Annotated in this window: 23 protein-coding genes and 1 pseudogene; 12 read left to right on the top strand and 12 right to left on the bottom strand. The window is 43.7% G+C overall.

What is annotated here, in order from left to right:
- Window position 1: 1 nt before the first annotated feature.
- Window positions 2-1255, top strand: coding sequence for a GIY-YIG nuclease family protein (locus AC5O63_RS15290; RefSeq protein WP_494505505.1), 1254 nt, complete (start codon window positions 2-4; stop codon window positions 1253-1255).
- A 389-nt stretch (window positions 1256-1644) separates the two neighbouring features.
- On the opposite strand, the gene AC5O63_RS15285 is transcribed toward AC5O63_RS15290, so the two are convergent.
- The 6 genes from AC5O63_RS15285 to djlA form a co-directional block, all read right to left on the bottom strand.
- Window positions 1645-2583, bottom strand: a complete 939-nt coding sequence (locus tag AC5O63_RS15285; RefSeq protein WP_494505504.1) for an Lcl C-terminal domain-containing protein — start codon at window positions 2581-2583, stop codon at window positions 1645-1647.
- Window positions 2584-2781: 198 nt separating this feature from the next.
- Window positions 2782-4335 (bottom strand): replication endonuclease, encoded by a 1554-nt coding sequence (locus AC5O63_RS15280; RefSeq protein WP_195877345.1) that lies wholly within the window; start codon window positions 4333-4335, stop codon window positions 2782-2784.
- A gap of 228 nt (window positions 4336-4563) precedes the next feature.
- Entirely contained in the window at window positions 4564-4806 is a 243-nt protein-coding gene (locus AC5O63_RS15275) for a helix-turn-helix transcriptional regulator (RefSeq protein ID WP_195877344.1), read from the bottom strand.
- Between the two features lie 122 nt (window positions 4807-4928).
- Window positions 4929-6050, bottom strand: coding sequence for a carbohydrate porin (locus AC5O63_RS15270; protein ID WP_494505503.1), 1122 nt, complete (start codon window positions 6048-6050; stop codon window positions 4929-4931).
- 283 nt (window positions 6051-6333) lie between these two features.
- A complete protein-coding gene (locus tag AC5O63_RS15265) occupies window positions 6334-6726 on the bottom strand; it encodes a hypothetical protein (RefSeq protein ID WP_272274927.1) in 393 nt (130 codons plus the stop codon).
- A gap of 593 nt (window positions 6727-7319) precedes the next feature.
- Entirely contained in the window at window positions 7320-8174 is an 855-nt protein-coding gene (gene djlA, locus AC5O63_RS15260) for a co-chaperone DjlA (protein ID WP_494505502.1), read from the bottom strand.
- 147 nt (window positions 8175-8321) lie between these two features.
- Between djlA and lptD the strand changes: the two genes are divergently transcribed.
- The 6 genes from lptD (at window position 8322) to apaH (ending at window position 15082) form a co-directional block, all read left to right on the top strand.
- The gene (gene lptD, locus AC5O63_RS15255; protein WP_494505501.1) at window positions 8322-10658 is read left to right on the top strand and encodes an LPS assembly protein LptD; all 2337 of its coding nucleotides are present in this window, start codon (window positions 8322-8324) and stop codon (window positions 10656-10658) included.
- A gap of 54 nt (window positions 10659-10712) precedes the next feature.
- Window positions 10713-12011, top strand: a complete 1299-nt coding sequence (gene surA / locus AC5O63_RS15250; RefSeq protein WP_494505500.1) for a peptidylprolyl isomerase SurA — start codon at window positions 10713-10715, stop codon at window positions 12009-12011.
- Window positions 12001-12993, top strand: coding sequence for a 4-hydroxythreonine-4-phosphate dehydrogenase PdxA (gene pdxA / locus AC5O63_RS15245; protein WP_494505499.1), 993 nt, complete (start codon window positions 12001-12003; stop codon window positions 12991-12993). Before surA ends, pdxA begins: the two co-directional genes overlap by 11 nt.
- A gap of 12 nt (window positions 12994-13005) precedes the next feature.
- Window positions 13006-13812 (top strand): 16S rRNA (adenine(1518)-N(6)/adenine(1519)-N(6))-dimethyltransferase RsmA, encoded by an 807-nt coding sequence (gene rsmA, locus AC5O63_RS15240; RefSeq protein WP_239826780.1) that lies wholly within the window; start codon window positions 13006-13008, stop codon window positions 13810-13812.
- 67 nt (window positions 13813-13879) lie between these two features.
- Complete coding sequence (apaG, locus tag AC5O63_RS15235; RefSeq protein ID WP_239850798.1) at window positions 13880-14257, top strand: Co2+/Mg2+ efflux facilitator ApaG/CorD; 378 nt, start codon at window positions 13880-13882, stop codon at window positions 14255-14257.
- 9 nt (window positions 14258-14266) lie between these two features.
- Window positions 14267-15082, top strand: a complete 816-nt coding sequence (gene apaH, locus AC5O63_RS15230) for a bis(5'-nucleosyl)-tetraphosphatase (symmetrical) ApaH (protein ID WP_494505498.1) — start codon at window positions 14267-14269, stop codon at window positions 15080-15082.
- A 182-nt stretch (window positions 15083-15264) separates the two neighbouring features.
- On the opposite strand, the gene folA is transcribed toward apaH, so the two are convergent.
- The 6 genes from folA to rplU form a co-directional block, all read right to left on the bottom strand.
- A complete protein-coding gene (gene folA, locus AC5O63_RS15225) occupies window positions 15265-15747 on the bottom strand; it encodes a type 3 dihydrofolate reductase (protein ID WP_494505497.1) in 483 nt (160 codons plus the stop codon).
- Window positions 15748-15765: 18 nt separating this feature from the next.
- The gene (locus AC5O63_RS15220) at window positions 15766-16254 is read right to left on the bottom strand and encodes a threonine/serine exporter family protein (protein ID WP_486786801.1); all 489 of its coding nucleotides are present in this window, start codon (window positions 16252-16254) and stop codon (window positions 15766-15768) included.
- Window positions 16236-17003: a threonine/serine exporter family protein gene (locus tag AC5O63_RS15215; protein WP_239826785.1), complete on the bottom strand. Its 768-nt coding sequence runs from the start codon at window positions 17001-17003 to the stop codon at window positions 16236-16238. The genes AC5O63_RS15220 and AC5O63_RS15215 overlap by 19 nt, the downstream gene beginning before the upstream one ends.
- Before the next feature lie 115 nt (window positions 17004-17118).
- Window positions 17119-18291 (bottom strand): Obg family GTPase CgtA, encoded by a 1173-nt coding sequence (cgtA, locus tag AC5O63_RS15210; RefSeq protein WP_171324753.1) that lies wholly within the window; start codon window positions 18289-18291, stop codon window positions 17119-17121.
- Between the two features lie 306 nt (window positions 18292-18597).
- Window positions 18598-18855 (bottom strand): 50S ribosomal protein L27, encoded by a 258-nt coding sequence (gene rpmA, locus AC5O63_RS15205; RefSeq protein ID WP_004409945.1) that lies wholly within the window; start codon window positions 18853-18855, stop codon window positions 18598-18600.
- Between the two features lie 20 nt (window positions 18856-18875).
- Window positions 18876-19187 (bottom strand): 50S ribosomal protein L21, encoded by a 312-nt coding sequence (rplU, locus tag AC5O63_RS15200; protein WP_000271393.1) that lies wholly within the window; start codon window positions 19185-19187, stop codon window positions 18876-18878.
- 268 nt (window positions 19188-19455) lie between these two features.
- Between rplU and ispB the strand changes: the two genes are divergently transcribed.
- The 5 genes and pseudogenes from ispB to AC5O63_RS15175 all read left to right on the top strand — a co-directional run bounded on the left by ispB (window position 19456) and on the right by AC5O63_RS15175 (window position 25711).
- Window positions 19456-20427: an octaprenyl diphosphate synthase gene (ispB, locus tag AC5O63_RS15195; RefSeq protein ID WP_494505496.1), complete on the top strand. Its 972-nt coding sequence runs from the start codon at window positions 19456-19458 to the stop codon at window positions 20425-20427.
- A gap of 395 nt (window positions 20428-20822) precedes the next feature.
- Complete coding sequence (locus AC5O63_RS15190) at window positions 20823-22583, top strand: bifunctional lysophospholipid acyltransferase family protein/GNAT family N-acetyltransferase (protein ID WP_494505495.1); 1761 nt, start codon at window positions 20823-20825, stop codon at window positions 22581-22583.
- A 269-nt stretch (window positions 22584-22852) separates the two neighbouring features.
- Window positions 22853-23932: a TRAP transporter substrate-binding protein gene (locus AC5O63_RS15185; RefSeq protein WP_494505494.1), complete on the top strand. Its 1080-nt coding sequence runs from the start codon at window positions 22853-22855 to the stop codon at window positions 23930-23932.
- Window positions 23933-23979: 47 nt separating this feature from the next.
- Window positions 23980-24288 (top strand): annotated as a pseudogene (locus AC5O63_RS15180) (HAD family hydrolase); the annotation flags it as partial.
- A gap of 232 nt (window positions 24289-24520) precedes the next feature.
- A complete protein-coding gene (locus AC5O63_RS15175; RefSeq protein WP_171324767.1) occupies window positions 24521-25711 on the top strand; it encodes a hypothetical protein in 1191 nt (396 codons plus the stop codon).
- Window positions 25712-25779: the final 68 nt, after the last annotated feature.

Genomic DNA, 25779 nt, shown 5'->3' with positions numbered 1-25779 from the left:
GATGGATGATTTATCATTTCTCGATGCTGTGTTAAATGCAGACAAGTATGGCTGGATATCTAAGCCTAAAGAGAAAACAAAAGCAGTTAAATCTACCGAGTTGGATAGTTTTCTAGAAATCATCGAGTTTTATCGTGAAAACCAAAGAGAGCCGAACGAATCAGGGGATACGATCGAGTTTAAACTAAGCATAAAACTCGAAAAAATCAGAGGCGATCTCGCTAGCCACGAATCCTTAAAAGAATACGATGAGTTCCACTTGTTAGGTGAAAGTGATAGCTCTGAGCAAGTGCTAGTTCAGGAAGTAGAGGAGTTTGATACTTTCGAAGATATATTGAACTCAAAACTACTAGAGCAACTTTCTCCATCTAGTTCTGTTTCAGCAAGCATTTTTGAGATTAAAAATGTGACGGACCCTGAACGTATTCGAGAGCGCAAAAAGGCGGAACAGGTTGGGCAAACAATGCCTTGTCCAAACTTTGACGTTTTCGATCCGCTTTTCAAGGATGTTCACAAAGGGCTAACGTCTGAGACGAAAGGCTTAGGAACTATCGCAGAATCAGAATTGTCTGTATTTGAGTTCCAAGAAGGAAACTTCTATCTGCTAAAAGGAATGTTGTTATTCATTGATCATATGAGTGAAATATTTCGTGGTACTGATCGAGACGATAGACGATTGCTCATTATTTTTGAGAATGGCACTCAATCTACAATGCTTCTCAGATCCTTAACCAAAAGGATACGAGAAGATGAAGGCGCAAAACGTATCTTAAATACTGATGGCTCGGTGTTTAACGCAAAACGAGTAAAATCTGCGGAAGAGTCAGATCCTCGAATGCAGATATACTCTCAGTCGAAATCTACTGGTTACATATACATTGCAAAAACTAACAAGCCTGATTTAAGAGAAAAATACAAACACTTGTACAAAATAGGTTTAACTAAACGAGATGTTAGCACCCGATTTAAAGAGGCTGCAAAAGATCCAGCATTTTTGATGTATAGTGCAGAACAGGTCAAAGTTATCCCCCTAAAGGGGCTAAACCTCAACTCTGTAGAAAGCGCATTACACGCACTATTTGGGCGAGTCCGTTTGGATATTGATGTTGTTGGTAATGATGGAAAAGTATACAAAGCCAAAGAGTGGTTTAACGTTCCAATTCAAGCTATTGATGATGCAGTTACGCTTATACAAGACCTGACAATACATTTATATCGCTACGACCGAGATTCTCAAAAGCTAGTAAAACGGTAAAGCGAAACCTGACAAAATTATACTACGTACACTTATTCACAGAACTCCAAGTAAAACGCCCCCTCATCTCAGATGAGGGGGCGTTTATATTTACAACTAGCGCCTTACCAATCCTAGTTAGTGGAAGACAACGAGAAGAACAAACCAAGCAAGTGGTAGGTATTGCGCACTAAAAGCGACCCGCACTGAGGCTCTCTTTGCTACAGTCATAACTTTTCACCGTTCCTACATTACATAAACGATGAAATACTAAACCTTTGACCAAACCATTTATGAGCCACGGTGCATATAAAACTAATAAGTAAATATTATTTATCTTACTTATACCGATCTTGGAACTGGCCTACCTTGACTACTTCGTTGCAAGATCTAGACGCAAACAAAGAGATCTACTCTTCTGAAACACACGCAGCAAAAATAGCAATTTCAGCCTTTGTTGAGACCATGGTTCCATCAACAAACCCTGCCCGGATAAAAGTCTCTGGAGAATTGCCTTTCGTAGATGTCCAGTAAACCCAGCTTATAGGCCAACTATGATTTTTAAAAAGAGCTCCGTTGGGGTATTCAGTATAAAGCGCTCTAATCTCTGCTTGCGTAATGCGCCTCCAATCGTGTCTGTCATAAAACCCGATGCTAGCTAAATCCTTACAGTACCTTGCCACCTGCCCATTTAAACCATAACTAGCACTTGTTTGATCGCTATCCCAATTAAGTCCATCTTGGCGAAATAGCCCATAAGTGCCATCTGGAGACCACTGTGTAGAGCTCACTGTTGGTACAATCTGCATCTGCGTATTATAAACAGCTGCATAACTCCTCCCTTGGTTTTGCGAAGAGTTATCTTCCACATACCCCAGTTCCTCTAAGAAGCTTATACTTGGGCTAGACGTGACAACCTTACCGGCGATGTCTCCCGATGTGCCTTCAATAACCTTAAGGCAAGCCTTGTTTGGACTTTTATCAAAGCATGGTTCTAATGGTGCTTTAACAACAATTTCTAGCGGTGGGCTTTCTACTCCACTGAGTTGCGCAACTACTTCAACCGTTCCAACAGACTCTCCCCTTAACATGCGGCCTTCTTCAATTGAAGCCATATAAGGATCATTCACAACAAACGTTACTCTGTCTGATACCTCAGTGTGGGTATTACTTACAGTATCTAAGCTGAAAGCTCTTAATTCTGTATAAGCTCCAACTGGAACTTCTCGTTGATATGCCTCGACTGAAATTGTATGCGGGCTTTCATCCCCACCGCATCCACTAACTGCTCCAAGAAGGAGTAACACGGTATAACGTGAATCAACACTTACGAAGTTTCTAAATCTCATAATATATCCCCCATTCCCCAGCAAGAAGCTATCTGGGCAATGCGGATAATATATTTTAAGAGCTCACACAACTTCAGGTTCAGACACAAATCATTGATAAATAATCATTATTTAGTCATAAATTCAAAACCAATGGTGTAAAGCAATGTTTTAAAAAGGAGTATGGAGCTAATAAATAATGAGCCTAATTCAGTGTTTTTAAATGGCTTTAGAGGAGCTAAATGGCCTCCACTCAAAAACTCGGGTACTAAACTCTTGGCCATCAAGAATGACACCTTTCAATGACCTTATTAACTCTTGAGAGCAGTAGCGAGAAACTCTAATTAGCCCAGTACGTGCATCATTCACAAACTCATAGTAGGGTTGGATGAGCTGCTGTTTTCGAAGGCAAAATACTCCGCCCATGCCTTTGGTATATTCGCACCAGTTACCTTTATCAGCGGCCTCAACCACCGTACGAGCTAGATCTGGTAACTGCATCAATTCTCTGAGTCTTCGTAGCTCTCGCCAGACAGTCACTGAACAACCACCTAGTTGCTGGAACTGCCTTATTCCCCAACACGAAGCCCAAGCGTCAACTCTAGCCGCAGCATCGGTTGGATCCTCTCCATACACTCCAAAATCTAACCCTTCACCATCAATATTCTTCGAGATATATTTAGCGATATAACCTGTAGCCGAGCCCTTGTCTGGATCTATTTTCACTTCCTTGAATCGATGCTCATTAGCACCTAATTCTTCGCGGTCTTCGCGCAATGAGTAATGCCGGATAACTCTCACTAGCTTTTGATAGTTTTCTTGCTCAACGAAAAGTAACAAATGCCAGTGAGGCGTACCGTCATGTTGTGGTTCGGCGACACGAAAGCCATAAAATCGAACTTTAAGCCGATCTAACTTCGCACGTATTTGCTGCCAAAGCGTATTTAGGTAATTTTGCCCATCTAGTGGAGACATACCGTCCCATGAAGGGTTCATATCACCACTTGCTGAATAACACCGATGGTACTTGGACGGGCATGTAATAGTTAAAAACGTCGCCATGTGTCCGAGCTCTTTAGCTAATTCTTCAAAGCCTCGCGCTCTTACCATAAGCTCTGCTTTACGTAATCTAGGATTGGAGACATTCTTTTGAGATAGTTCGAGCAAGGAGAAAGTTTGCCCGAACTGGTTAGTAACATAAGAGGCCCCTAAAAATTCTTTTTGGAACTCCTTTTGTCTAATTCGAGCACGAAGTGTATGCCGCGAGCAATATAGCCCTTTAATCCGACTAATTTGGTTCATGTGATGGAAAACCGTTTCAACGTGCCTTCTCTGAGTTCGTCGAATCTGTCTTAACCACCATTGCTCATCAGATAGCCTTCCTATCTGACCTCTATGGGAAAAGCTTTCCAACTTTTTCGCAGGAATTCCCTTTTTGCGAAGAAGGGCCTTGATTCCCTGAAGTAACAAGTCACTACCGTCAGAGTATAAACGTCGAAGAGAAAGGCATGTATCCACACACCTTTTTGCTTCTTTTCGCAGCTCTTCTTCTGACCAATCCAGTGACAGTTCTTTCAAAGGCAGGGCCAGCTTATCTTCAATAGCTCGAACGGTTTCTCGCAAATGACAATTACGTTCAACCTTATTAGATATCGAAAGATACTCTTTGAGTAACAAGCGTCTCAATTCTTGGGGAAATGGATTGATCATGTCTCGAACAAACCCTTGATCATCCCAATCTACTTGAGCTAATAGGTTTGCTACTTGTTCCATGTTCTCCCCCTTTCTGTCAGAGAAAACCTATCCCACCTTATGCCGTGCTTTCTTTGAGTGGTGTATTCTGCAAAACCTTCCTTGATGAGTTTGCATCGTGTCTTTTCAAAGATTCGATGAGGCGGTGGAGAAGAACAATAAAGTTTTCCCCAATGACTGCAATGCTCACTACAGACTTCAAAATAGTTTCCCTTTTGAAGCCAAATCAAGATGGCTTGCTGTTTAGGACTAAGCATAGTCACCTCCATTGCATGGGAGGTGCTGCAACTTAACCTGCTCACTTAACCATTGGTCAAGGTCTTCACGCAGATATCGGACTGCTCGTCCTATCTTTATAAATGGTGGGGCAATCTTACGATTTTTCCTAATACCTTCCATTCTTGCTTGGCGCAGATAGGAACGGCTCATGCCAATATATTCCGAAGTTTCTTCTTCGTTTAATACACGCTTATCTAAGTTGATAGTTGTCATAATGTGTCCTCCGTTTGACTACGAAAGACACCTTAGAACATTAAAAACGTCACGTGACGCTGAGCGTGACCCTCAGCGTGACATTATTTTCTTTGAGTTACTTGAAAGCTAAAAACTAGCGCCTAAATACTCATTTTTATGTTTCCTCGGATACCAAACACCCAAGCGCTATCTGACTGTGTTTTAAAAGGAAGAGAGTTGAGATACTGAATGTTAGGTGTCACTGAGATTGGACCAAATTTCATTCGATAGTAAAGCTCAGAGTTGTACGTATCATCAAATGGAGCGTTTGGTTTAGCCCACCCCAACGCAAAACCAAGTGTTCCAGAACCTAACCCCAGATATCCTGTACCAGCTACAACGGATGATTTATATAGAGCTTCCGGCCCTTTTGCTACACCAGCTCTAAAGAAAGGTACCCAACTCCCCGTGTTATAAATCGTTGACCAGTTAGCACCGTAATTCTCGCTAGGTTGAGCTTTAGCCCCGTCGCTATGCCACACTGTCAAATGGGAGTTCTGCATATAGAATGATTCTTTAGAAGGAACCCAACCTATTTCTAACGACTTAAAATACTGGTTATCTCTAAAGAAGTTTTCTAAACCATCAAACGGTTCGGTCGAGTCAGCTTTTGCGTCAGAGAAGCTTAAATAGGCATAATAATTCTTAGACATCATATGACGCAAAGAGACACCCAAAGTCGATTCATCTGGAATAGCAATGGAGCCTGATCCCGTACTGAACTGAATATTAGAAAAGCCAGAATAGGGGTTACCAAGAGCGTAAGTATCAATGTAGTCAGTGCTATCTAAAAATCCGACCATCATTTCAGTATCTTGCGTATTAAATTCCTGCTTCCAATATAAGTTGGTAAGCCTTAAGCCTATATCACTAAAGGCGGGCTGTATTAAGCCAAAACCACCTACATTTGCCATCATAAATTTAGATGGAGAATCATCCGTATAAGAATGTTTGTGATCGACTCTCAACCGAAGAGATCCAGTGTCAGAGTCAGACTCGTTTTGATAGGCTAACCAATCAACAGTCACTCTAGCAATTCCAGAAGCTGCACTATTATCTTTATTTGAGAATGTCTCATTAGATGCCAAGCCAAATACATAATAGTCACCTGTCAGGCTAATGGGTTTAGGTTCAGAGGCATTTCCTTCGCTTGATAAACATAGAGCGCTTGCAGTTACACAAACCGCGAGCGACTTTGATGTCGACAGTAAATGTTCACTCATATCAATAGCTTCCTATTATTTAGCTACTGAGTTGTACAACTTAGATCAACCGTATTGTTTGAATAAAAAAGGAGGACCATTTTGCAGACGTGCAAAATTCAGAGAACATTACAAATGGGATGGGCATGTAAATCCCTTAATTAATACCTAATTAATCATCGGGGTTCATTAAAGTTTAATAATGTGCACCTTAAAGGTCTAAGGTCCATGTTTCTAAGTGGAGGTTGGAGCCAAGCCCAAATTTGACGAGATACGCAAATCTAGGCTGTGGTTGTATTAGGGTTTACTCTCGGACGAATACTGCTTTGCCAGATAGTGTTTGTGCAGATACAGGGATAGAGTAAAAGCTGCCATCTGCATTGGTCGATAAAACTGAAGTAGTCTGCTCCCCTGCCCCTACTAAAATTACTCCATTAGCACCAATTTTTGCAGCTTGTTTCTTCAGCTCTTCTAAAGCGTAATCTTGACTGCTTTGTTGCGTTATCCCTGCATCACTAGATGCTTTAACCAAACCGATTACTTCATAGTGCTCCGGAGCTTCTATATATACACGTACTTGATTGGCATCTATCGGAGCTTTTGCGGAACCAGTTACTATGGCTGACCCAGACGCGCAAGCATTAAGAACTACCGCAAGAAAAGTAACTACGCCTATTTTAAGAATTGATTGAAACATACCTTTACCTAGTACAAAAAAAGAGCAATGAACTCTAACCAAAATAACGACTCGAATTATCATGTGGCAATAATGTTCTTAAGTAAGCTCTCTGCAAAGTTTTCAAGAATTGTGTAACTTAATGTTTTTCTTAACTTCTACAAGTAGGTTTCTAAAACGACGGCGTCCAGTTGTAACAGTACTCTCTCCATCTAAGGAGCGCCGCACAATCTCATTTTGGTCCATGCACTCGATAACAAAGTCGGTGTCGTAAATCCGCTCATCCTCGTTTTTAATATCAACCCTCAAACATCTCCATACTTGATCTGACGACAAGTTCTTTCCTTTATCCTTGAGAATACGCACCATGATCTGCTCTATCGGATTCGTGATAATTCTTTCTTCAGAACCTGATAGGTTTGGTAACTGCTTCTCTTCGGTTAACAAACCGCTTTTTAAACTTTTAATCGATTGGTCCGCAGTTCAAGTCTGCGAGGGGCCACCATATACAGAAAGGCCTGAGAGCGATTCCGCTTCTCAGGCCTTTTGCTTTTCTAGCTGCTGTGTAGCAAATATGTAGCAGATTTTTCTACTACATTTACTAGCCGATGAGATTAAAATCCTTTCGCTTTCTTGATCAAGTCATAAGCGTTCTGAATCTCTTGTGCTTTCTCTTTAGCAACATTCATCATTTCAGGCGGTAAACCTTTGGCCATCAGCTTATCTGGGTGATGTTCATTCATTAGCTTGCGATAGGCTCGTTTGACTGTTTTCGAATCTGCGCTGCCGTCGACGCCTAACAGCTTATAAGCATCACTGAGTTGATCCGCAGTAGACGCTTGTTGCCAGCTTCCCCCTGACTGATGAGAGTGTCCACCACCCGATTGACCACCAAATCCACCTTGTTGGAATCGAAATGCGGCTTCTTGCATACGTAAACGTTGCTCAAGCTGATCAGATGAGAAACCAAGCCCGCGAGCAATTTTATGCAGTACGTTACGTTCACTAGGGTGAATGTCGCCATCGGCAAAGGCTGCAGAAATTTGTAGCTCTAAGAAGAATTGCATCAGGTCAAATCGACCAGCAGATGAAATTCGCACTCTTTCTAATACAGTTTCAAGTGGGAAGTCGCTCTCTTTACCTTCTCTGAAAGCATCTTGCGCAGCTTTTCGCTGTCGACCATGAAGGTTCATACGCTCCATCATGGTAGTCGCAAGCTCAATTTCCTCTCGCGTCACTTGGCCCTTAGCTTTTGCAACATGCCCCATCACTGCAAATGCAGCTTTAAAAAACTCTTCCTGTCGCTCAGCCTGACTTGGCCCACTGCCAAAGCTGGAATTAAAACCCGCTTGACGTAGACGGCGCGCTTTATCGAATTGGTGGCCTATAAATAAACCGAATACAGCACCAAATGGGCCTCCAAATAGGAAACCAAAGAATGTGCCGAGAATTTTGCCAAAAATATGCATTATGTGCTCTCAATCTCTGAATTTTTTCTTCGCGTCGCGGTCTGATAGTGCCGTAAGCTGTAAATTACTTTATTATAAGGACCGATTTATTTTACGTTCGGTCCCTATTCACCGGATATATCAAGTTCAACAGGATAGTAAAACTCGATGTTACGTTTTCCCCGCACCTTGCTAGCCGCTTCAATCAGTGCTGCTTTCGTAGTGCCTCAGACTCAAGCAGAAACTATGTCAGACGATAGTGTGCAGGAATTGCCCACTATAGATCAATGTCTGATCAATGAACCTGAAGCAGAAAATCCAAATCAACTGCCTGTTAATGTTGAAGCAGACAGCTTAGAAGCCATTAACGGCGACAAAGCGACCTATCGTGGTAATGTGGTTGTCGTTCAAGGCAAAAAACGTATGTTGGCTGATAATGTCACTATGCATCAACAAGAAAACATTGTTGTTGCAGAAGGGAACGTAACCTTTAGTGATGGTGAACTAAAAACCATTTCAGACAAAGCCACCAATAATCTCAATACCGAAGAGGTCACGCTAGAAAATACCAACTATAAGTTCCTGTGTGAACCGGGGCGTGGTGAAGCTGTATACGTTGCCAAAACAGGCAAGGCAGTATACGAAATCGAAGACGGCACTATCACCTCTTGTCCTGAGGGGGATAGTTCATGGCGCATGCGTGCAACAAGCATCGATATCGACCAAAACGAAGAGCAAGCGATTTTCTACAATCCGAGATTTGAAATCGTCAATGTTCCAGTGTTCTATCTGCCCTTCTTAACCGTACCAATTGGTGATACGCGTAAAACGGGCTTCTTGTACCCGAAAGTCTCCTACGGTTCAAAAGACGGCTTTGAGATGGAGGTGCCTGTCTACTGGAACCTAGCACCTAACTACGATTTGAAAACCACCTTCAAGCATATGCAAAATCGCGGTAACCAGTTAGATAGTGAGTTCCGCTATTTGTCAGATTTGGGCTACAGCACGATTAAGTCTGAATACCTGGTTGATGATAAGAAAAAACCAGAATTAGGCGACCGTTGGGGTTTCCAATGGCAACACTCAGGCATTTTCCAGCAAAACTGGAAGTTTGAAGTTGACTACTCAAAAGTTAGTGATATCAGCTATTTTGCTGACATGGACTCCAGTATTGGTAAGCAAGAAGATGGTCAACTGATCCAAGAAGGGCGTGCATCTTACCGTTCGGAAAACTGGGATGCATCGCTATTGGCACGAGACTTTCAAGCGCTAACACCGGGTGCTACGCCTTATCGCTTGTTACCTCAGCTGAGCTTCAATTACTATGCTCCAGAGCTGATGCGTTATTTAGACTTCGATATGATCAGTCATATTTCACGCTTTGATACTGATGCTAAGGGTCAACCTTCTGCAACTCGCGTGCATGTTGAACCAGGCTTTACCATTCCTGTCGGAACAACCTGGGGCACGTGGACGACAGAGGCTCGCCTGTTAGGAACATACTACCAGCAAGATTTAGACGGGGTGGACACCACTTCTGGCAACAAAACAACAAATCCCTATTACGGACTTGAGGAAACTGCTTCGCGCGTAATTCCTGAGTTTCGAACTCATGCAGGGGTCGTGCTAGAAAGAGATACGGTTATTTTTGATAACTATACTCAGACGCTTGAACCACAAGTGCAATACTTGTATGTGCCTGAGAAGGATCAAACCAGCATTGGTAAATACGATACGACCTTGTTACAAACCGATTACTACGGTTTGTTCCGTAGTCGTAAGTACAGTGGTGTTGATGAAATCAAAGATGCCAATCAATTTAGTTACGGTGCCTCAACGCGCTTCTTTGATGATGCGTATAAAGAGCGATTAAATATCTCCTTTGGCCAAATTTTCTATTTAGACCGAGACAACAAAGCCCCTGGTTCAAAATCTAACTTCTCTGCTTGGGCAGTAGAAATGGACTTTAACTATGACGACTACCTTTTCTACCATGGTGGTGTTCAATATGATATTGAATCTAGTGAACTTCAGCTTGGTAACAGCACCTTAGAATATCGCTTTAGTGGCGGTTATATCCAAGGTAACTACCGCTACGTAACACGAGATTACATCGAAGCGACGCTAGGGGATAGCATTGGCAACCTCGATAGTATTACCAAAGAAGGGATTTCACAGGCAGGGCTTTTAGCTGGTTATCAGATTACTCGCAAGTGGAATGCTAGCGCTCAGTATTTTTACGATCTAACCACTCAGAACTCCCTTGAATGGCTTGGGCAAATTAACTATACCTCAGACTGCTGGTATATCGGTTTTACCTATAGCAATAAGCTTCAAAGTGGACTGTTATCAAATCCTCCTGAGCCACTATATGAAAACAACTTTAGCTTAAACTTTGGTATTATTGGTTTTGGCACCAGAATTGGCGCAGGTTCAGGTTTAGCTGGTCTTGATGATGCTGGTAACTCTTTAGGTTATGGTCGCCCATTCTCTTTAAGTAACTAATTGCTTAGCTCGCTGTCTAATCGTAGCGAGCTATTTATTTTTATAGGATTTTCAATGAAATTTTGGAAACACGCTTTACTTACCTTGCTAACGGCGAGTGCAATCAGCCCAGTTCAAGCCGAGCCAGTGCCTCTAGATAAAGTGGCAGTGATCGTTAATGAAGGCGTGGTACTGCAAAGTGATATCGATGTCTCAATTAAAACGCTTAAAGCCAATGCAAAGAAGAACGGCCAACAGCTACCTGATGAAGATGTGTTGATCGAGCAAGTTACCGAGAAGCTTATCGTAGATACGATTCAACAACAGGAAGCGGAACGTATTGGTGTACGCATCGATGACAACCGCCTCAATGAAGCGATCACTGAGATAGCCAAGAACAACAACCAAACAGTTGAACAGCTAAGCGCTTCGATTGCAGAAGAGGGCTTAAGCTACGCGGAATTCAGGGAACAAATTCGCAAAGAAATTGCAGCTAGTGAAGCACGCAATGCACTGGTACGACGTCGCATAAATATCTTACCAGCGGAAGTAGACAATCTAGCCAATATTCTTGCTCAAGAAACCAATGCAACAGTTCAATACAAGATCGGCCATATTCAGCTACGCGTAGATGATGGCGATGATAAATCAGCGATTGAAGCAGAAGCCAACCAACTAGTTAAAGAGTTAAAAAACGGCGCCGATTTCAGCACTATGGCTTACACCTACTCAAAAGGTCCTAAAGCGCTACAAGGTGGTGATTGGGGCTGGATGCGTAAAGAAGAGATGCCAACCATCTTTGCTGATCAAATTAATCTACAAAACAAAGGTAGCATTATTGGCCCATTCCGCAGCGGCGTTGGTTTCCATATCATCAAGATCGAAGACGTTAAAGGTCTAGAAACTGTCGCGGTTACCGAAGTCAATGCGCGCCATATTCTTATTAAGCCAACCGTCATTCTTAGTGATGAGGGTGTACAAAACGATCTCAACGAGATCATTCGTCGCATTAAAGCTGGTGAAACAACCTTTGGTGAAATGGCACAGCAATACAGCCAAGATCCTGGTTCAGCAGCTCAAGATGGTGAGCTAGGTTACCAAACTTCTGATCTTTACGTCCCTGAGTTTAAGCACCAAGTTGATACTTTACCTGTCGGCCAGATTAGTGAACCATTTAAGACGGTTCACGGTTGGCACATTGTTGAAGTTATCGATCGCCGTGAAGTTGACCGCACTGACTCAGCACTAAAGAACAAAGCCTACCGAATTCTGTTTAACCGAAAGTTCAATGAAGAAGCGAGTGCTTGGCTACAAGAAATCCGTGCCAGTGCCTTCGTCGAAGTGGTTGAGAAAGAGGACCAAGATGACCGTTAAGCGCATAATTGTGACTGCAGGTGAACCTGCAGGCATTGGCCCTGACTTGGTTCTTGCTCTTTCTAAAGAGAATTGGAGCCATCAAATCGTGGTCTGCGCAGACAAACAGATGCTAGCTGAGCGTGCTGCTCAGCTTGGTATTTGTGTCGAACTGATTGACTATCAAGCCGATAGTGAAGTGGTCGCTCAAAGAGCTGGAACACTAGTGGTTGACCATATCCCTTTAACTAATCCTGCCGTTGCAGGTCAGCTCGATGAAACTAATGGTCAATATGTATTAAAAACATTAGAAAGAGCCGCATTGGGCTGTATGAATAATGAATTTGATGCTATTGTCACCGGCCCTGTGCATAAGGGGGTGATAAACCGTGCTGGTGTGGCATTTAGCGGTCATACAGAGTTCTTCGCTGAGAAATCCAACACACCACTTGTGGTAATGATGTTAGCGACCGAAGGACTTAGAGTAGCCTTGGTCACCACTCACATCCCACTCGCTTATGTATCGCAGGCAGTAACAGAAGAAAGGCTAGAGAAGATCATCAACATCCTAAACAAGGATTTGGTGGAAAAATTCGCGATATCTTCGCCTAAAATCTACGTATGTGGCTTAAACCCGCATGCAGGAGAAGATGGTGTGCTCGGCATGGAAGAGATTGAAACTATCACTCCAACTCTAAACAGACTGCGCCAAGAGAAAGGTATCAACCTAATTGGCCCATTACCTGCAGATACCATCTTCAATGAAAAATATTTGCAAGATGCCGATGCAGTGCTCGGGATGTATCACGATCAGGTACTTCCTGTATTAAAATATAAAGGCTTTGGCCGCTCGGTGAACATCACCTTAGGCTTGCCGTTTATAAGGACCTCCGTTGATCACGGCACCGCACTTGACCTTGCAGGGACTGGCAATGCGGATACAGGAAGCTTTAGAACGGCTTTGGCTCATGCGATTGAGCTAGTCGATAAAAAATCGAATTAACTTGAGAATACTATGAGAAACGATGTCCACTTAGGGCACAAAGCAAGAAAACGCTTTGGTCAAAACTTCCTAAATGATCCTTACATCATTGATGGAATTGTCTCTGCAATTAACCCAAAACCTGGTCAAAACTTGGTTGAGATCGGTCCTGGTCTAGGTGCGATTACTGAACCAGTAGGTAAAGAAGTCGATAAGTTTACAGTTATTGAGCTTGACCGCGATCTGGCAGAGCGTCTGCGCAACCACCCTGAATTAGGTGATAAGCTGACTATTCATGAAGGCGATGCAATGCGCTTCGACTTCACTCAGCTAGTAAAGCCAAACAACAAGCTGCGTATTTTTGGTAACCTACCGTACAACATCTCTACGCCATTGATGTTCCACCTATTTGAGTTTCATAAAGATGTGCAAGACATGCACTTTATGCTGCAAAAAGAGGTAGTTAACCGTTTAGCAGCAGGCCCAGGAACTAAAGCTTACGGCCGTTTAACCGTAATGGCTCAATACTTCTGTAAGGTTGTTCCTGTACTAGAAGTTCCACCTACTGCATTCGTTCCGCCACCAAAAGTGGATTCTGCTGTGGTACGCCTTGTTCCTTACGAGGAGATCCCTCACCCTGTGACAAGCTTAAAATGGCTTGATCGCGTGTGTCGTGAAGGCTTTAACCAACGCCGTAAAACAGTTCGCAACTGTTATAAAGCACTACTCAGTGCTGAGATTCTTGAGCAACTCGGAGTTAACCCAAGTATGCGTCCAGAGAATCTCACCCTAGAACAATTTGTCGATATGGCAAACTGGCTAGACGCCAACCACAAATAAGCGCTATATATTAAGGGTGATAAATCGCAGATTTATCACCCTTTTTTGGCTTTGCATAGGAGTTTACATGGAAGCTACCCCTTGTATTAAAGTCCAAGTCCATACCAAATACATTCCTGACCAATCTCAACCCGATGCAAAACGCTACGTTTTTGCCTACATCATTACGATCAAAAATCTTAGCCAACAAACCGTACAACTAATCAGTCGACGCTGGCTGATTACTGATGCCAACGGCAAGCAAATGACCGTTGAAGGGGAAGGCGTGGTTGGCCAGCAACCCGTCATCTCTGCTAGTGACGAGTACACTTATAACAGTGGTACGGTGATCGAGACTCCTGTTGGCGTGATGCAAGGGCAATACATTATGCATGACCAAGATGGCAATGAGTTCATCGCTGAGATTGAACCATTTAGGCTCGCCATCCCCAATATTCTTAACTAAGGTACATCCGTGGCTACATACATTGTCGGTGACCTACAAGGTTGTCTTGATGAGCTTTTATTACTGTTAGATAAAGTCGCCTTCGACTCGAAGCGAGACACGCTGTGGATTGCTGGCGATCTCGTTGCCAGAGGGCCAAAGTCTCTTGAGGTACTGCGCTTTGTTCGTTCTCTAGGTTCATCTGCCAAAGTCATATTGGGCAATCATGATTTGCATCTTCTTGCGGTCTCGCTAGGGTTGTTCAAAGTTAAAAACAAAGACAAAACGGCTCCTATTCTTGCTGCCGATGACAAACAGCAACTGCTTGATTGGTTAAGAGTGCAACCTTTGTTAGCCGAGCATGATGAGTTCGTTATGTGTCATGCTGGCATCTCCCCTCAGTGGTCTTTGGAGCAAGCACGACAAGCGGCAAAAGAAGTGGAAACCATATTGCGCAGCGCAAGATGGCCTTGGCTGATTGAAAATATGTACTCCAATCAACCTGATCTTTGGCAAGACTCTTTACAAGGTATCGAGCGCTACCGCTACATCATCAATGCCTTTACCCGGATGCGTTTTTGCTCAGCAGATAGTCGACTAGATATGGACTGCAAACTGCCGCCGAACGAAATTAACAACGACAATCTCATTCCTTGGTTCAAGGTGAAAGACAGAGTGCCGCTCGAAAAACCTGTACTATTTGGTCACTGGGCAGCACTTGATGGGTATTCCGGAGAAGAGGTGATTGGCTTAGATACTGGCTGCGTCTGGGGCGGTCATCTGACTATGCTACGATGGGAAGATAAGCAGTTTTTCTCCCAAAAATCGTTAGCGAGTAACGATTAATCCTTGAAGGGTTGGCACACCGTACGTTACCAACCTTTTTATAAATTCAGCTAATTAAGATCAAGTTACGGCCTGCACCACCTGCAAACTTTCGACTCACTTACCACAACTCCCTCTCGAAGGGCGAAGCCCGATCTAGGAGCAAAGCGTTCTCGCATCTCGCAGGGCGTAGCCCGTTCCTATCAATTTCTCTCAAGCACGACAAAACGCATATCGTGAGCGTTCTTCTCATCGGCAGAATAAGACTCGGAGTAAGTTTCTTTAAACTCATCACCCCATGATGGGAACTGAGTATCGCCTTGAATATCTGCTTCAATATGAGTGACATATAATTTATTGGCTTTAGGCAGACAAGCCTCATAGATAGTACCACCACCAATGATCATCACCTCCTCAACATCTCCAGCCACTTGCAGTGCTTCTTCAATAGAAGTTACGGTATCAACGCCTTCAATCACCAAAGACGCATCACGGCTAATCACAATATTTTGTCTACCCGGTAGCGGACGACCAATCGAGTCATAGGTTTTACGTCCCATCACAACCGGTTTACCCATTGTTGAGCGCTTAAACCAAGCGAAGTCAGCCGGTAAATACCATGGCATCTGATTGTCTTTGCCGATAATACGATCATTGGCCATTGCGGCGATCATGCTGATGATCATTGAGTAACTCCTTGGATTCTAAACGATAGGTTTGCGGCGATAGAATAGCAACCCAGGCATGGCTAAGCCAACTGCTAATCCCGCGATAATGAACATTGCTTTAAGGAAGTTTTCCATCAACATCGCCACAAGCTCAGGACTGTACCCTCGATGATTCAGCTCAACCAAAGCAATCATGGCTTTAAAGGCAAACACACCAGGCACCATTGGAATCAGAGCTGCGACAGTAAACACTTTCGGGTGAGCCAAAAAGCGCGCTGACCAATGAATACCAACCATACTGACGATCATAGCCGCAAAGAAAGTCGCCCATTCAATGGGGATACCAAAATGCATCATCAAATAACGCGAGCCATGACCAATAGCTCCCCCTAAAGCACAATAGACTAACGCCTTTTGCGGCACATTAAACACCAAGGCAAAGCCGACAGCAGGAATGGCAGCAAACAACATGTCATTGAGTAAGCCTATTGTTAGCTCTAATGAAATCATGCTACCCACCCCCATACACCAACTAAGCTCATCGCTGCAACGATACCGAGACTTGTTGCCAGAGTCAGTAAACTCGCCATCACAAAGCGCGCTATGCCCATGTTGATATAGCCCTTGAGCATATCTGCGACTGAGTTAATTAGAGGGAAACCGGGGACGAGCATCAAAACCGAAGAGGCCATGACCAATGAGGGAGAGTTACCCAGCTCGTAGATAACCGCTTGCGCTGAAACTACAGTGGTGACAAATGCCGTCGCGGTAAAGTTCATCAATGGATTGAAATGGCGATGACCAATTTCTTGTCTTACCACCATGCCGACCGATGAAGCAATAAAAGTCATCGCAAACACAACCCAGTCACCACCTGCTAAATGACTGAATGCAGCGCATGACAACCCGATCATAAACACAACTAACCAGCGGTTATATCGTTCAGGGCTAATCTTATCCAGCTGCTGCTGAGCTAAAGAGTAATCAATAATCCCACGTTCGAGCATAATGCAGATTCGTTGCACCTGAGTAATTGCTCGCATATTAATACCGCGATCAGGGCAACGACGGGCGGTGGTAATACAGTGCTCTTGGTAAACCGTAGTGACGACCAATGAACTTGCAGATAATGAAACTTCGACTTCATCCATGCCAGCGGCGAAACCGAAGCGGCGCATAAGATCACCAACGAGGGTACTTTCAGCACCATGTGCCAAAAGCATTTGCCCAGCTTGGGCGATTAAACGAGACACCGCTCGTTGTTTAGATGCCATGATTCTATCCTACTCCTTTAGAATCTCTTTATTGTGCAGAGAAATTTACTGTAGTGATTTGATTTAGACACAAAAAAGCCGCAATAGATATTGCGGCTATGAATTTTATGCGCTGTTATTCGCGGACGTAGACAACGTGACCGTCATCTTCTTCATCGTCCCAGTCATCCCAGTCGTCATCATCTTCAGTGATAACATCGTCACCTGCGATTGCATCTTTATGGTAATCATCCCACATGAAGTCGACTTTCTCTTCTTCAGAGATTTCTTCCTCTTCGCGCGGTAGGCTTTCCATAAAGTCAGCCAGTTTATAACAAAGCTCTTTGGTACCCTGTTTATTCACTGCAGAGATCTTGTAGTAATCCTCTTCCCAGCCTAAAGCATCGATAATATTTTGAATTACTTCGTTCGCTTCTTCTTCAGGCATCAGATCAACCTTGTTGAAGATCAGCCAACGCGGCTTGTCTGCTAGCTTCTCGCTGTATTGCTCTAGTTCATCAATGATAGTTAGGGCATTTTGCACAGGATCGCTTTGATCGATCGGCATAATGTCGATCATATGCAGCAGAACGCGACAACGCTCTAAGTGCTTCAAGAAACGGATACCAAGACCAGCACCATCAGCAGCACCTTCAATCAAGCCTGGAATATCCGCAACAACAAAGCTCTTCTCTGGAACAACACTCACTACACCAAGACTCGGGATAAGCGTTGTAAATGGGTAGTCCGCCACTTTTGGCTTCGCTGCAGATACTGAACGAATAAATGTCGACTTACCTGCATTCGGCAATCCAAGCATACCCACATCAGCAAGCAGCAACAGCTCTAAACGAACTTCGCGAATTTCACCTTTAGTACCTAACGTCTTTTGACGTGGTGCTCGGTTTACTGACGATTTAAAACGGGTGTTACCCAAACCGTGCCAACCGCCTTTTGCCACCATGACTTTTTTGCCATGTTCAGCAACTTCAGCAACGATTTCATTGGTGTGAATGTCAACAGCACGAGTACCAACAGGCACGCGAAGCACTTTGTCTTTACCACGCTTACCCGTACAGTTACCGCCACGACCATTTTCACCACGCTCAGCTTCATAGAAGCGCTGGAAGCGATAATCAATTAGCGTGTTAAGGTTTTCATCAGCTTGGATGTATACATCACCACCGTCACCACCGTCGCCACCATCAGGGCCACCTTTCGCAACGAATTTCTCACGCCAGAAACTCACTACACCGTTACCGCCATCACCGGCTTGAACTTTTACTACCGCTTCATCAACGAATTTCATCTCTTACTCCGCCCTTGTGCTACTTATCGCAGCTGCGTTGCAAATATCATCTCAAAACACCCAATCTCTTAGGGAGAAGTGAATGATATAAATTCTAGCAGATTCCATTTTCAGATCGATCACCTTGATCTTCGATCGTTCTGCTAACTAGGAATACATATTGAGGGACTTTTTTCAAAGTGCCTTAGTATAGATTCCACGGTTCGAAGTCATCTCTTGAGCTACCATAAATAAAAAACCCCGCCGAATCGGCAGGGCTTTTGAATTCAGCTTGAAAGCTAATAAGTAATTAAAACTAGGTTTAAATTACTCAGCTTCGATGCTAACGAATTTACGGTTTTTAGGACCTTTCACTTCGAACTTCACTTTACCTTCAGTAAGAGCGAATAGAGTGTGGTCTTTACCGATACCAACGTTAGTACCAGCGTGGAACTTAGTACCACGTTGACGAACGATGATGTTACCTGCAAGAACAGACTCACCACCGAAACGCTTAACACCTAGACGTTTGCTTTCTGAATCGCGGCCGTTACGAGTAGAACCACCAGCTTTTTTGTGTGCCATTGTTAAACTCTCCTAATCGATTAAGCGTTGATACCAGTGATTTTCACTTCCGTGAACCACTGACGGTGACCTTGTTGCTTACGAGAGTGCTTACGACGACGGAACTTAACGATTTTAACTTTATCGCCACGACCGTGTTGTACAACTTCAGCAACTACTTTACCGCCCTCTACTAGAGGAGCACCCACTTTAATGTCTTCACCGTTAGCAACAAGAAGAACTTTATCAAATTCAACAGTTGCACCAGTTTCAACGTCTAATTTCTCTAAACGAAGAGTTTGACCTTCGCTTACACGGTGTTGTTTACCACCAGATTGGAAAACAGCGTACATATCTTACTCCGCTTTTTCCGCACAGCCGTATGCTATTTGAGCATCAAGGGTGTGCGCTAAACTAATCATCAATAGGGCGCAGATTCTACAGAAAGGTCGCACCTATGACAAGCCATATTTTGAAAAAATTGGCGAAAAGCTAATCGCCAATGAAAAGTGCCCAGATGATGCCCTTTAACCATGTATTAATCAACGTTTTTTAGTGTATTATTCAGCAATTAAAACAGATAAGAATACCTTACTAGTTCTAACTTCAGCCGGAATTACAATGGATTTTAAAGCTATCCAAGCACTCACCGCCGATGACATGGCAAAAGTGAATGAAACAATTCACGCACAACTCAACTCTGATGTCTCTTTAATCAATCAACTGGGTTTCTACATCGTTAGCGGTGGTGGCAAGCGTATACGTCCTCTTTTAGCTGTTCTGTCAGCTAAAGCACTTGGCTATAAAGGAGAGGCTCATACCACCGCAGCCGCTTTTATTGAGTTTATTCATACCGCGACTCTACTGCATGACGATGTCGTCGATGAATCAGACATGCGACGTGGTAAAGCCACTGCTAATGCAGCCTTTGGTAATGCCGCGAGCGTTTTGGTTGGCGACTTTATATACACGCGCTCATTCCAAATGATGACGGAGCTAGGATCATTAAAGATCCTGAAGCTAATGAGTGACGCGGTAAACGTCATTGCAGAAGGTGAAGTTCAACAACTGATGAACTGTAACGACCCTGACACCACCGAAGAAAGCTACATGCAAGTGATCTACTCTAAGACGGCTCGCTTGTTTGAAGCGGCAACCCAGATTGGTGCCATCCTAAATGAAGCACCTGAAGAGGTAGAACTTGCCTTACAGAATTACGGCAAATACCTCGGAACCGCATTCCAGCTAATTGATGACGTGATGGATTACACTTCTGATGGTAAAGAGATGGGCAAGAATGTTGGCGATGACCTTGCTGAAGGTAAACCGACCTTACCTCTTCTTTATGCAATGCGTAACGGTAGTGCAGAACAAACGGAGATGATTCGTGAAGCGATTGAAAAATCCAATGGCATGGAGCGCTTGAACGATATTCTCGCAGCGATGGAACAAACCGGTTCTTTAGAGTACACACGCCAAAAAGCTTACCAAGAGGCAGATAAAGCCATTGCTGAGCTCAAGGTATTAGAAGAGTCTGAATATAAGCAAGCACTCATCACGCTTGCTCACATGGCAGTTCATCGCACTAGCTAATTTTTGCGACAATAAGCAGCGTATACAACAACGGGAACCTTTAGGTTCCCGTTTCTCTCTTTATTAGAGAGAGTTCCAGCTCAGCAAGTCGAAGGCAAATTGACTGGTTACTATGCATGGAGTCTTCGCGCTCCAAAGTTTGAATAACCTCACCCGCTATTAAAATCTAGCACTAAAGGTTGATCTTTAACATGACGTTAGTACATTTTGTGAGCAATATTTTTTTTAGAATACCTAAATAATTCATTGTTACATGCTTTGGCAAATTCCTTCTCTAAATAGCCTTTGGTCATCAAAACGTCATAAGGTGATCATCTAACTCTCATCTCGCTGAAGCCTTTCTGCAACATCCCATACCTATCCTCATTTCGAACCACTACCATTTTGAGGATGCTATGGAAGTTTCTAGTCCGTTTCGTTTACCGAAAAAGACCCCATTTCGCTTAGGAGAGAGCTTTACTGAGTGGGCAACTGGTCTCAATAAGCTCGATAAATTTTATGCTCAGCGCCCTGCTGGCTGCGATACTCAAGCCTTTCTTCGCTTCACTCTTGAAGTACTCGGTATTGACTATCAGGTGTGTAAAGGTTCGCTCAGCCATATTCCTCAATCGGGTTCTACTGTGATTGTCGCCAACCATCCTCTAGGTTGTGTCGAAGGCGTGATTCTTGCCGATCTACTCCTTCAAATAAGAAGTGATGTTCAGATCCTCGCCAATCAATACCTAAAAACGGTTCCTGAGCTTGATGAGCTCTTTATTGGCGTGGATGTATTCGAAGGACAGAATGCTCACAAGTCCAACCTAAAAGCACTTCGTAAAGCCCACCAGCATTTAGAACAAGGTGGTCTGTTGCTGCTATTTCCTGCGGGAGAGGTCTCACAGTTAGTCGATAGAAAAGCGCAGCGCCTTGAAGACAAAGAGTGGAGTCGCTCAGTCAGTAGTTTGATTCGCAAATCAAGAGCAACCACCATTCCGGTGTTTATCGATGGCCAAAACTCTCAGCGCTTTTATCTCGCGGGGAAAGTACATCCTCTACTACGCACCTTGATGCTTGGCCGAGAGTTGCTCAATAAAACGCATCAGAAGATTCAAATCTCTATTGGCTCGGCGATCAAATACAAGGAAGTCAATGGACTCACAGACACTCAAATCGTCAACTACCTGCGCTTAAACACCTACTTATTACAAAGCAAAACACTGACGCAGCAAAAACAAAACTTATCATCTAGCTCATTTCTACCTATCGCCACTCAACTCCCCATTGATGATCTCGAAGCGGATCTCAGCACCATGCCCGAAGATCATTTGTTGCTTTCGAGCGCGGAGTTTGACGTCTACTGTACAACCGCCGAGCATATCCCTTCAATGCTGCACGAGATCGGACGCCTGAGAGAACACAACTTTCGCCAAGTTGGGGAAGGAACAGGTCTAGACCTTGATCTCGACGAGTTTGATCGTGATTACTTACATCTCTTTATTTGGGATAGAGAGCATCGAAGCCTCGTCGGCGCTTATCGACTAGGGCTGGTAGATCAACTCATTAGTAAGCATGGAGTTAAGGGGCTTTACTCAAGAACCTTGTTTAACTTTGAACAGCCTTTTATCGATACCATGAGTCAATCAATAGAAATGGGGCGCTCTGTAATCGATGAAAAGTATCAGAAGAGTATGGCGCCACTACTGCTGCTTTGGAAGGGCATTGCCGCCTATGTAGATAGGAACCCAGAATATACTCACCTGTTTGGTCCGGTCAGTATCAGCAATGATTACAGTGAACAAACACGGCAATTACTCGCAGAGACCATGACCCTTCATCACTATGACTCCGAAAAAGCCGAGTACGTCACCCCTTCTAACCCATTATCAACTTGCGCTCCGAGCTGGAATACAAGCATGCTCACAGCCCTTGCCGATCTGCAGCTCTTGTCACGAGTCATTGCCAGAATCGATGATGGCAAAGGCGTGCCTGTTCTATTGAGGCAATACCTTGGACTAAATGGAAAGCTAGTATCCTTTAACGTTGATCCTGCCTTTAATAACGCACTTGATGGCTTGATCATGGTTGATCTTAGAGATGTTCCACTCAAAACCTTAGCGAGATATATGGGTGCTAACCAGGCTGAGGCTTACTTAAAATCCCACCATATTGAGATCTAGAAAATCATCACCTCCCTATCCCCTAAGTGCTGCGTGACCAAGGCAGCACTTTTGTTATCCAGATTATCTGCTTACAACACCTAGCTAATCGCTCGATTGCAATAGAAGAGACCTTTACATCCAGGGAAATAAACTGGTTCAAAACATAGTGATAGAGATTAAAACCAAGATTACTTTCAGGATCAGTTAAAAATGAGATTGACGAAAAAAACAACAAGATAAAAGCTAGGTGAGATAACAAAACACAACAATAAGGAAGTCGCTTAGTTATGTTGCCATCCAAGCTAAAACTGCGCTCACTGTTAGCAGGAACGCTAACATTATCACTTGCTCTTAGTTCATTCTCTGCACTTGCGGCAGAGAAAGTCTACCGCCTAAAACTTGCCGAAACTTGGGGACCGAATACTCCCATCTTAGGTGATGCCACCAAGAATATGGCCAAGCTTGCCGAAGAGATGTCAAATGGTCGCCTAAAAATTCGTATTGATTCCGCCAATAAACATAAAGCGCCATTAGGGATATTCGATATGGTCAAGTCAGGTCAATACGACTTGGGCCACTCAAGCTCCTACTATTGGAAAGGCAAAGTACCCAACACGTTATACTTCTCCTCTATGCCATTTGGCATGATCTCTACTGAGCAATATGCTTGGTTTTACCGCGGTGGCGGTATGGAGTTAATGGAAAAAGTCTATGCACCACACAATCTTCTTTCTTTCCCCGGCGGTAACTCTGACATTCAGATGGGCGGCTGGTTTAAAAAGGAGATCAACTCAGTAGAAGATCTAAAAGGACTTAAAATTCGCATTCCTGGCTTTGCTGGTGAAGTGATGGCAAAAGTAGGTGCAAAACCAACCAACATCGCTCCGGGTGAACTCTATACCTCACTGGAACGAGGAACCATTGACGCACTAGAATGGGTTGGCCCTGCATTTGATCTTAGAATGGGCTTTCAGAAAATCGCACCTTATTACTACACAGCGTGGCATGAACCGGGGTCGGAAACCCAGTTTTTAGTGAATAAAAAGAAGTGGGATTCACTACCTAAAGACCTACAAACCATACTAGAAACAGCATTCCGAGTCGCAGCATTTGATATGTACACTCAGGCAGTCGATGCAAATGCAAATAGTTGGGCGACAATGAGTGCTGAGTACCCAGATATAAAAGTAAGGGACTTCCCACCAGAAGTGTTAAAAGCGATGCAAACAGCAACCACCGAATTGCTTGAACAGCAAGCTAGAAGCGACGCATTAGCGAAAGAAATTATTGAGTCACAAAGACAGTACTTAACTAAAGTACGTGCATGGACTGATATCTCTTCTAAAGCTTACCTAGATACCAACTAACTCAACTTTGTGGCAGAGGAGACTCTGCCACGCGATTTGCCTTAAATAGATACAATTTCACCACCAGCGACTACCTGCCTCAATTTGATTTAGTCATCACAGCAGAAGATGTAGAGCGCGGTAAACCTTACCCTGACTGCTACCAAATGGCTTACACTCGTCTCGGTTTTAAAGCTGAAGAATGCTTAGTTTTAGAAGACTCAAATAACGGAGTAAAAGCAGCACTGGCAGCGGGGTGTCCTGTGGTCATGGTGCCAGATCTCGTTGCTCCATCAGACGAAGTAAACACAGAAGCTATTGTTATAATTTCATTAGAACAGGTTATTCCGCATCTAAATATGCTGATAGATCAGTAATTAACCTCAATTCCTGATGACAAATTGAAAGTTAAATCCTTCCAACTATTAGACCCATGTAGGATTACAACGAAAGCACCAAATCAATTTGGCTAAGCTCCGTTGTCAGCCTATGCAACTGCATCTAAGTTGATAGTTTAAATGGAGCCAATTTCCGCCTCACGCAAAGTAATCGTAGTTGAGATGAGAATTAGAGCTCCAAATCTAAAGTCAGTTGGATAAGGAAAATAAAATGGAAATAGGCGGTTACGATGAATATCGTTACGAGCAGTTAAGATCTGTGGGAGTCGGTAACCTTACAAAAAGGCTCAAATACCTCAAAATCAATCAAGCGGCTGAAAAAGAGTGTTTAGACGCACTCCATCAGATGGCACTAAATCTCACACAAACCTCATATAGACAACACTGCCAGAACAATAGTCCCACTGAGTGGATGGACATGATGAGAGGCTTTGTCAATCAATACAAGGTGGCACAAAGTATGAGACATCGCTGGTCTGTGCCTGACAGCATCAGCTCTCGTATTACTGACCTCGAGCAACAAGCTTTGATTGAACAAATGGAGATGGTGACGGCTCTGTCTTTTTATACTTTCAACTCTAACACCATCAATACTGAGATGACCGGCTACACCACTAAAGGCAATCAGCTCAAAGATGACGCAGTTAAAGTCTGGCGGGCTTACAAAAAGTGGGGACAGAACTCAACTACGCGCGTTGATGTACCCGTCTATCGCCAAATTACCGTGCCAAATCCGCAAAACTCGGCTTGGTGGAAGTACGCTAATGAAATAGTCAATGGCGCCAATCCTAAAGGTCCGGTTGGGACAATAAAAAGTAGCCGCTACTTATCATGCAGCTTCCACAAAGGGTTTATTGAGGGAGCCTGCTTCCCTGTTTACAAAAACACCGAAGGTATCCTTAACTTCGTTATACGTCGTGCCCAAGGGGTCAATATCAGTGCATTTAGCGGTTACAACAGTACTAACTTAGCTAACCGATTAGATGAGACAGCAGTAAGACTATTAAATCTAAACGACAATTCAATTAAAAGCATCCCTGATTACGAAAAGAAATACGTCACTGATGTAATAGAGAAAAGCAAAACGCTCTACCTTGAAAGACGCCGAAGAAATAAGATGAAGCAAGGCTATGAGAATCTCGCCAAACTGATGGAATTCAAAGACCAAGAATCGGCAATCGCAGTCCAAGCCGAGTTTTTATTGCCTCCTGCTGCGCAGTTAACGGTAGACAGAATTGTCAAAAAACCAGCCTACCCTAGTGCAGCTAACGTACCAGTACTAGAAGTACACTGCACGTATGTTCGCAGCCTAGAGAAAGGGAATGGCTTACCGCAGATTCTTGCTCCGAGCGACCAGTCTATGTTTCTTGGCCCAATTACCCTCTATCCTGCAAATGGTTGACCTAGTTTCTAACAAGGCATGTAAACAAAAATGGTGGCCTAACAGCCACCATTTTCTAATTGTTAGCC

It is taken from the genome of Vibrio sp. SCP2, assembly GCF_059295395.1.
Note: the sequence above shows the minus strand (reverse complement) of the source record. Positions and strands in the feature narration are given on the sequence as shown.

What these genes read in the sequence shown, in the direction of transcription:
- AC5O63_RS15290 (WP_494505505.1), top strand. Translation starts at nt 2, where the DNA reads ATGGATGATTTATCATTTCTCGATGCTGTGTTAAATGCAGACAAGTAT.
- AC5O63_RS15285 (WP_494505504.1), bottom strand. Translation starts at nt 2,583, where the DNA reads ATGAGATTTAGAAACTTCGTAAGTGTTGATTCACGTTATACCGTGTTA.
- AC5O63_RS15280 (WP_195877345.1), bottom strand. Translation starts at nt 4,335, where the DNA reads ATGGAACAAGTAGCAAACCTATTAGCTCAAGTAGATTGGGATGATCAA.
- AC5O63_RS15275 (WP_195877344.1), bottom strand. Translation starts at nt 4,806, where the DNA reads ATGACAACTATCAACTTAGATAAGCGTGTATTAAACGAAGAAGAAACT.
- AC5O63_RS15270 (WP_494505503.1), bottom strand. Translation starts at nt 6,050, where the DNA reads ATGAGTGAACATTTACTGTCGACATCAAAGTCGCTCGCGGTTTGTGTA.
- AC5O63_RS15265 (WP_272274927.1), bottom strand. Translation starts at nt 6,726, where the DNA reads ATGTTTCAATCAATTCTTAAAATAGGCGTAGTTACTTTTCTTGCGGTA.
- djlA (WP_494505502.1), bottom strand. Translation starts at nt 8,174, where the DNA reads ATGCATATTTTTGGCAAAATTCTCGGCACATTCTTTGGTTTCCTATTT.
- lptD (WP_494505501.1), top strand. Translation starts at nt 8,322, where the DNA reads ATGTTACGTTTTCCCCGCACCTTGCTAGCCGCTTCAATCAGTGCTGCT.
- surA (WP_494505500.1), top strand. Translation starts at nt 10,713, where the DNA reads ATGAAATTTTGGAAACACGCTTTACTTACCTTGCTAACGGCGAGTGCA.
- pdxA (WP_494505499.1), top strand. Translation starts at nt 12,001, where the DNA reads ATGACCGTTAAGCGCATAATTGTGACTGCAGGTGAACCTGCAGGCATT.
- rsmA (WP_239826780.1), top strand. Translation starts at nt 13,006, where the DNA reads ATGAGAAACGATGTCCACTTAGGGCACAAAGCAAGAAAACGCTTTGGT.
- apaG (WP_239850798.1), top strand. Translation starts at nt 13,880, where the DNA reads ATGGAAGCTACCCCTTGTATTAAAGTCCAAGTCCATACCAAATACATT.
- folA (WP_494505497.1), bottom strand. Translation starts at nt 15,747, where the DNA reads ATGATCATCAGCATGATCGCCGCAATGGCCAATGATCGTATTATCGGC.
- AC5O63_RS15220 (WP_486786801.1), bottom strand. Translation starts at nt 16,254, where the DNA reads ATGGGGGTGGGTAGCATGATTTCATTAGAGCTAACAATAGGCTTACTC.
- AC5O63_RS15215 (WP_239826785.1), bottom strand. Translation starts at nt 17,003, where the DNA reads ATGGCATCTAAACAACGAGCGGTGTCTCGTTTAATCGCCCAAGCTGGG.
- cgtA (WP_171324753.1), bottom strand. Translation starts at nt 18,291, where the DNA reads ATGAAATTCGTTGATGAAGCGGTAGTAAAAGTTCAAGCCGGTGATGGC.
- rpmA (WP_004409945.1), bottom strand. Translation starts at nt 18,855, where the DNA reads ATGGCACACAAAAAAGCTGGTGGTTCTACTCGTAACGGCCGCGATTCA.
- rplU (WP_000271393.1), bottom strand. Translation starts at nt 19,187, where the DNA reads ATGTACGCTGTTTTCCAATCTGGTGGTAAACAACACCGTGTAAGCGAA.
- ispB (WP_494505496.1), top strand. Translation starts at nt 19,456, where the DNA reads ATGGATTTTAAAGCTATCCAAGCACTCACCGCCGATGACATGGCAAAA.
- AC5O63_RS15190 (WP_494505495.1), top strand. Translation starts at nt 20,823, where the DNA reads ATGGAAGTTTCTAGTCCGTTTCGTTTACCGAAAAAGACCCCATTTCGC.
- AC5O63_RS15185 (WP_494505494.1), top strand. Translation starts at nt 22,853, where the DNA reads ATGTTGCCATCCAAGCTAAAACTGCGCTCACTGTTAGCAGGAACGCTA.
- AC5O63_RS15175 (WP_171324767.1), top strand. Translation starts at nt 24,521, where the DNA reads ATGGAAATAGGCGGTTACGATGAATATCGTTACGAGCAGTTAAGATCT.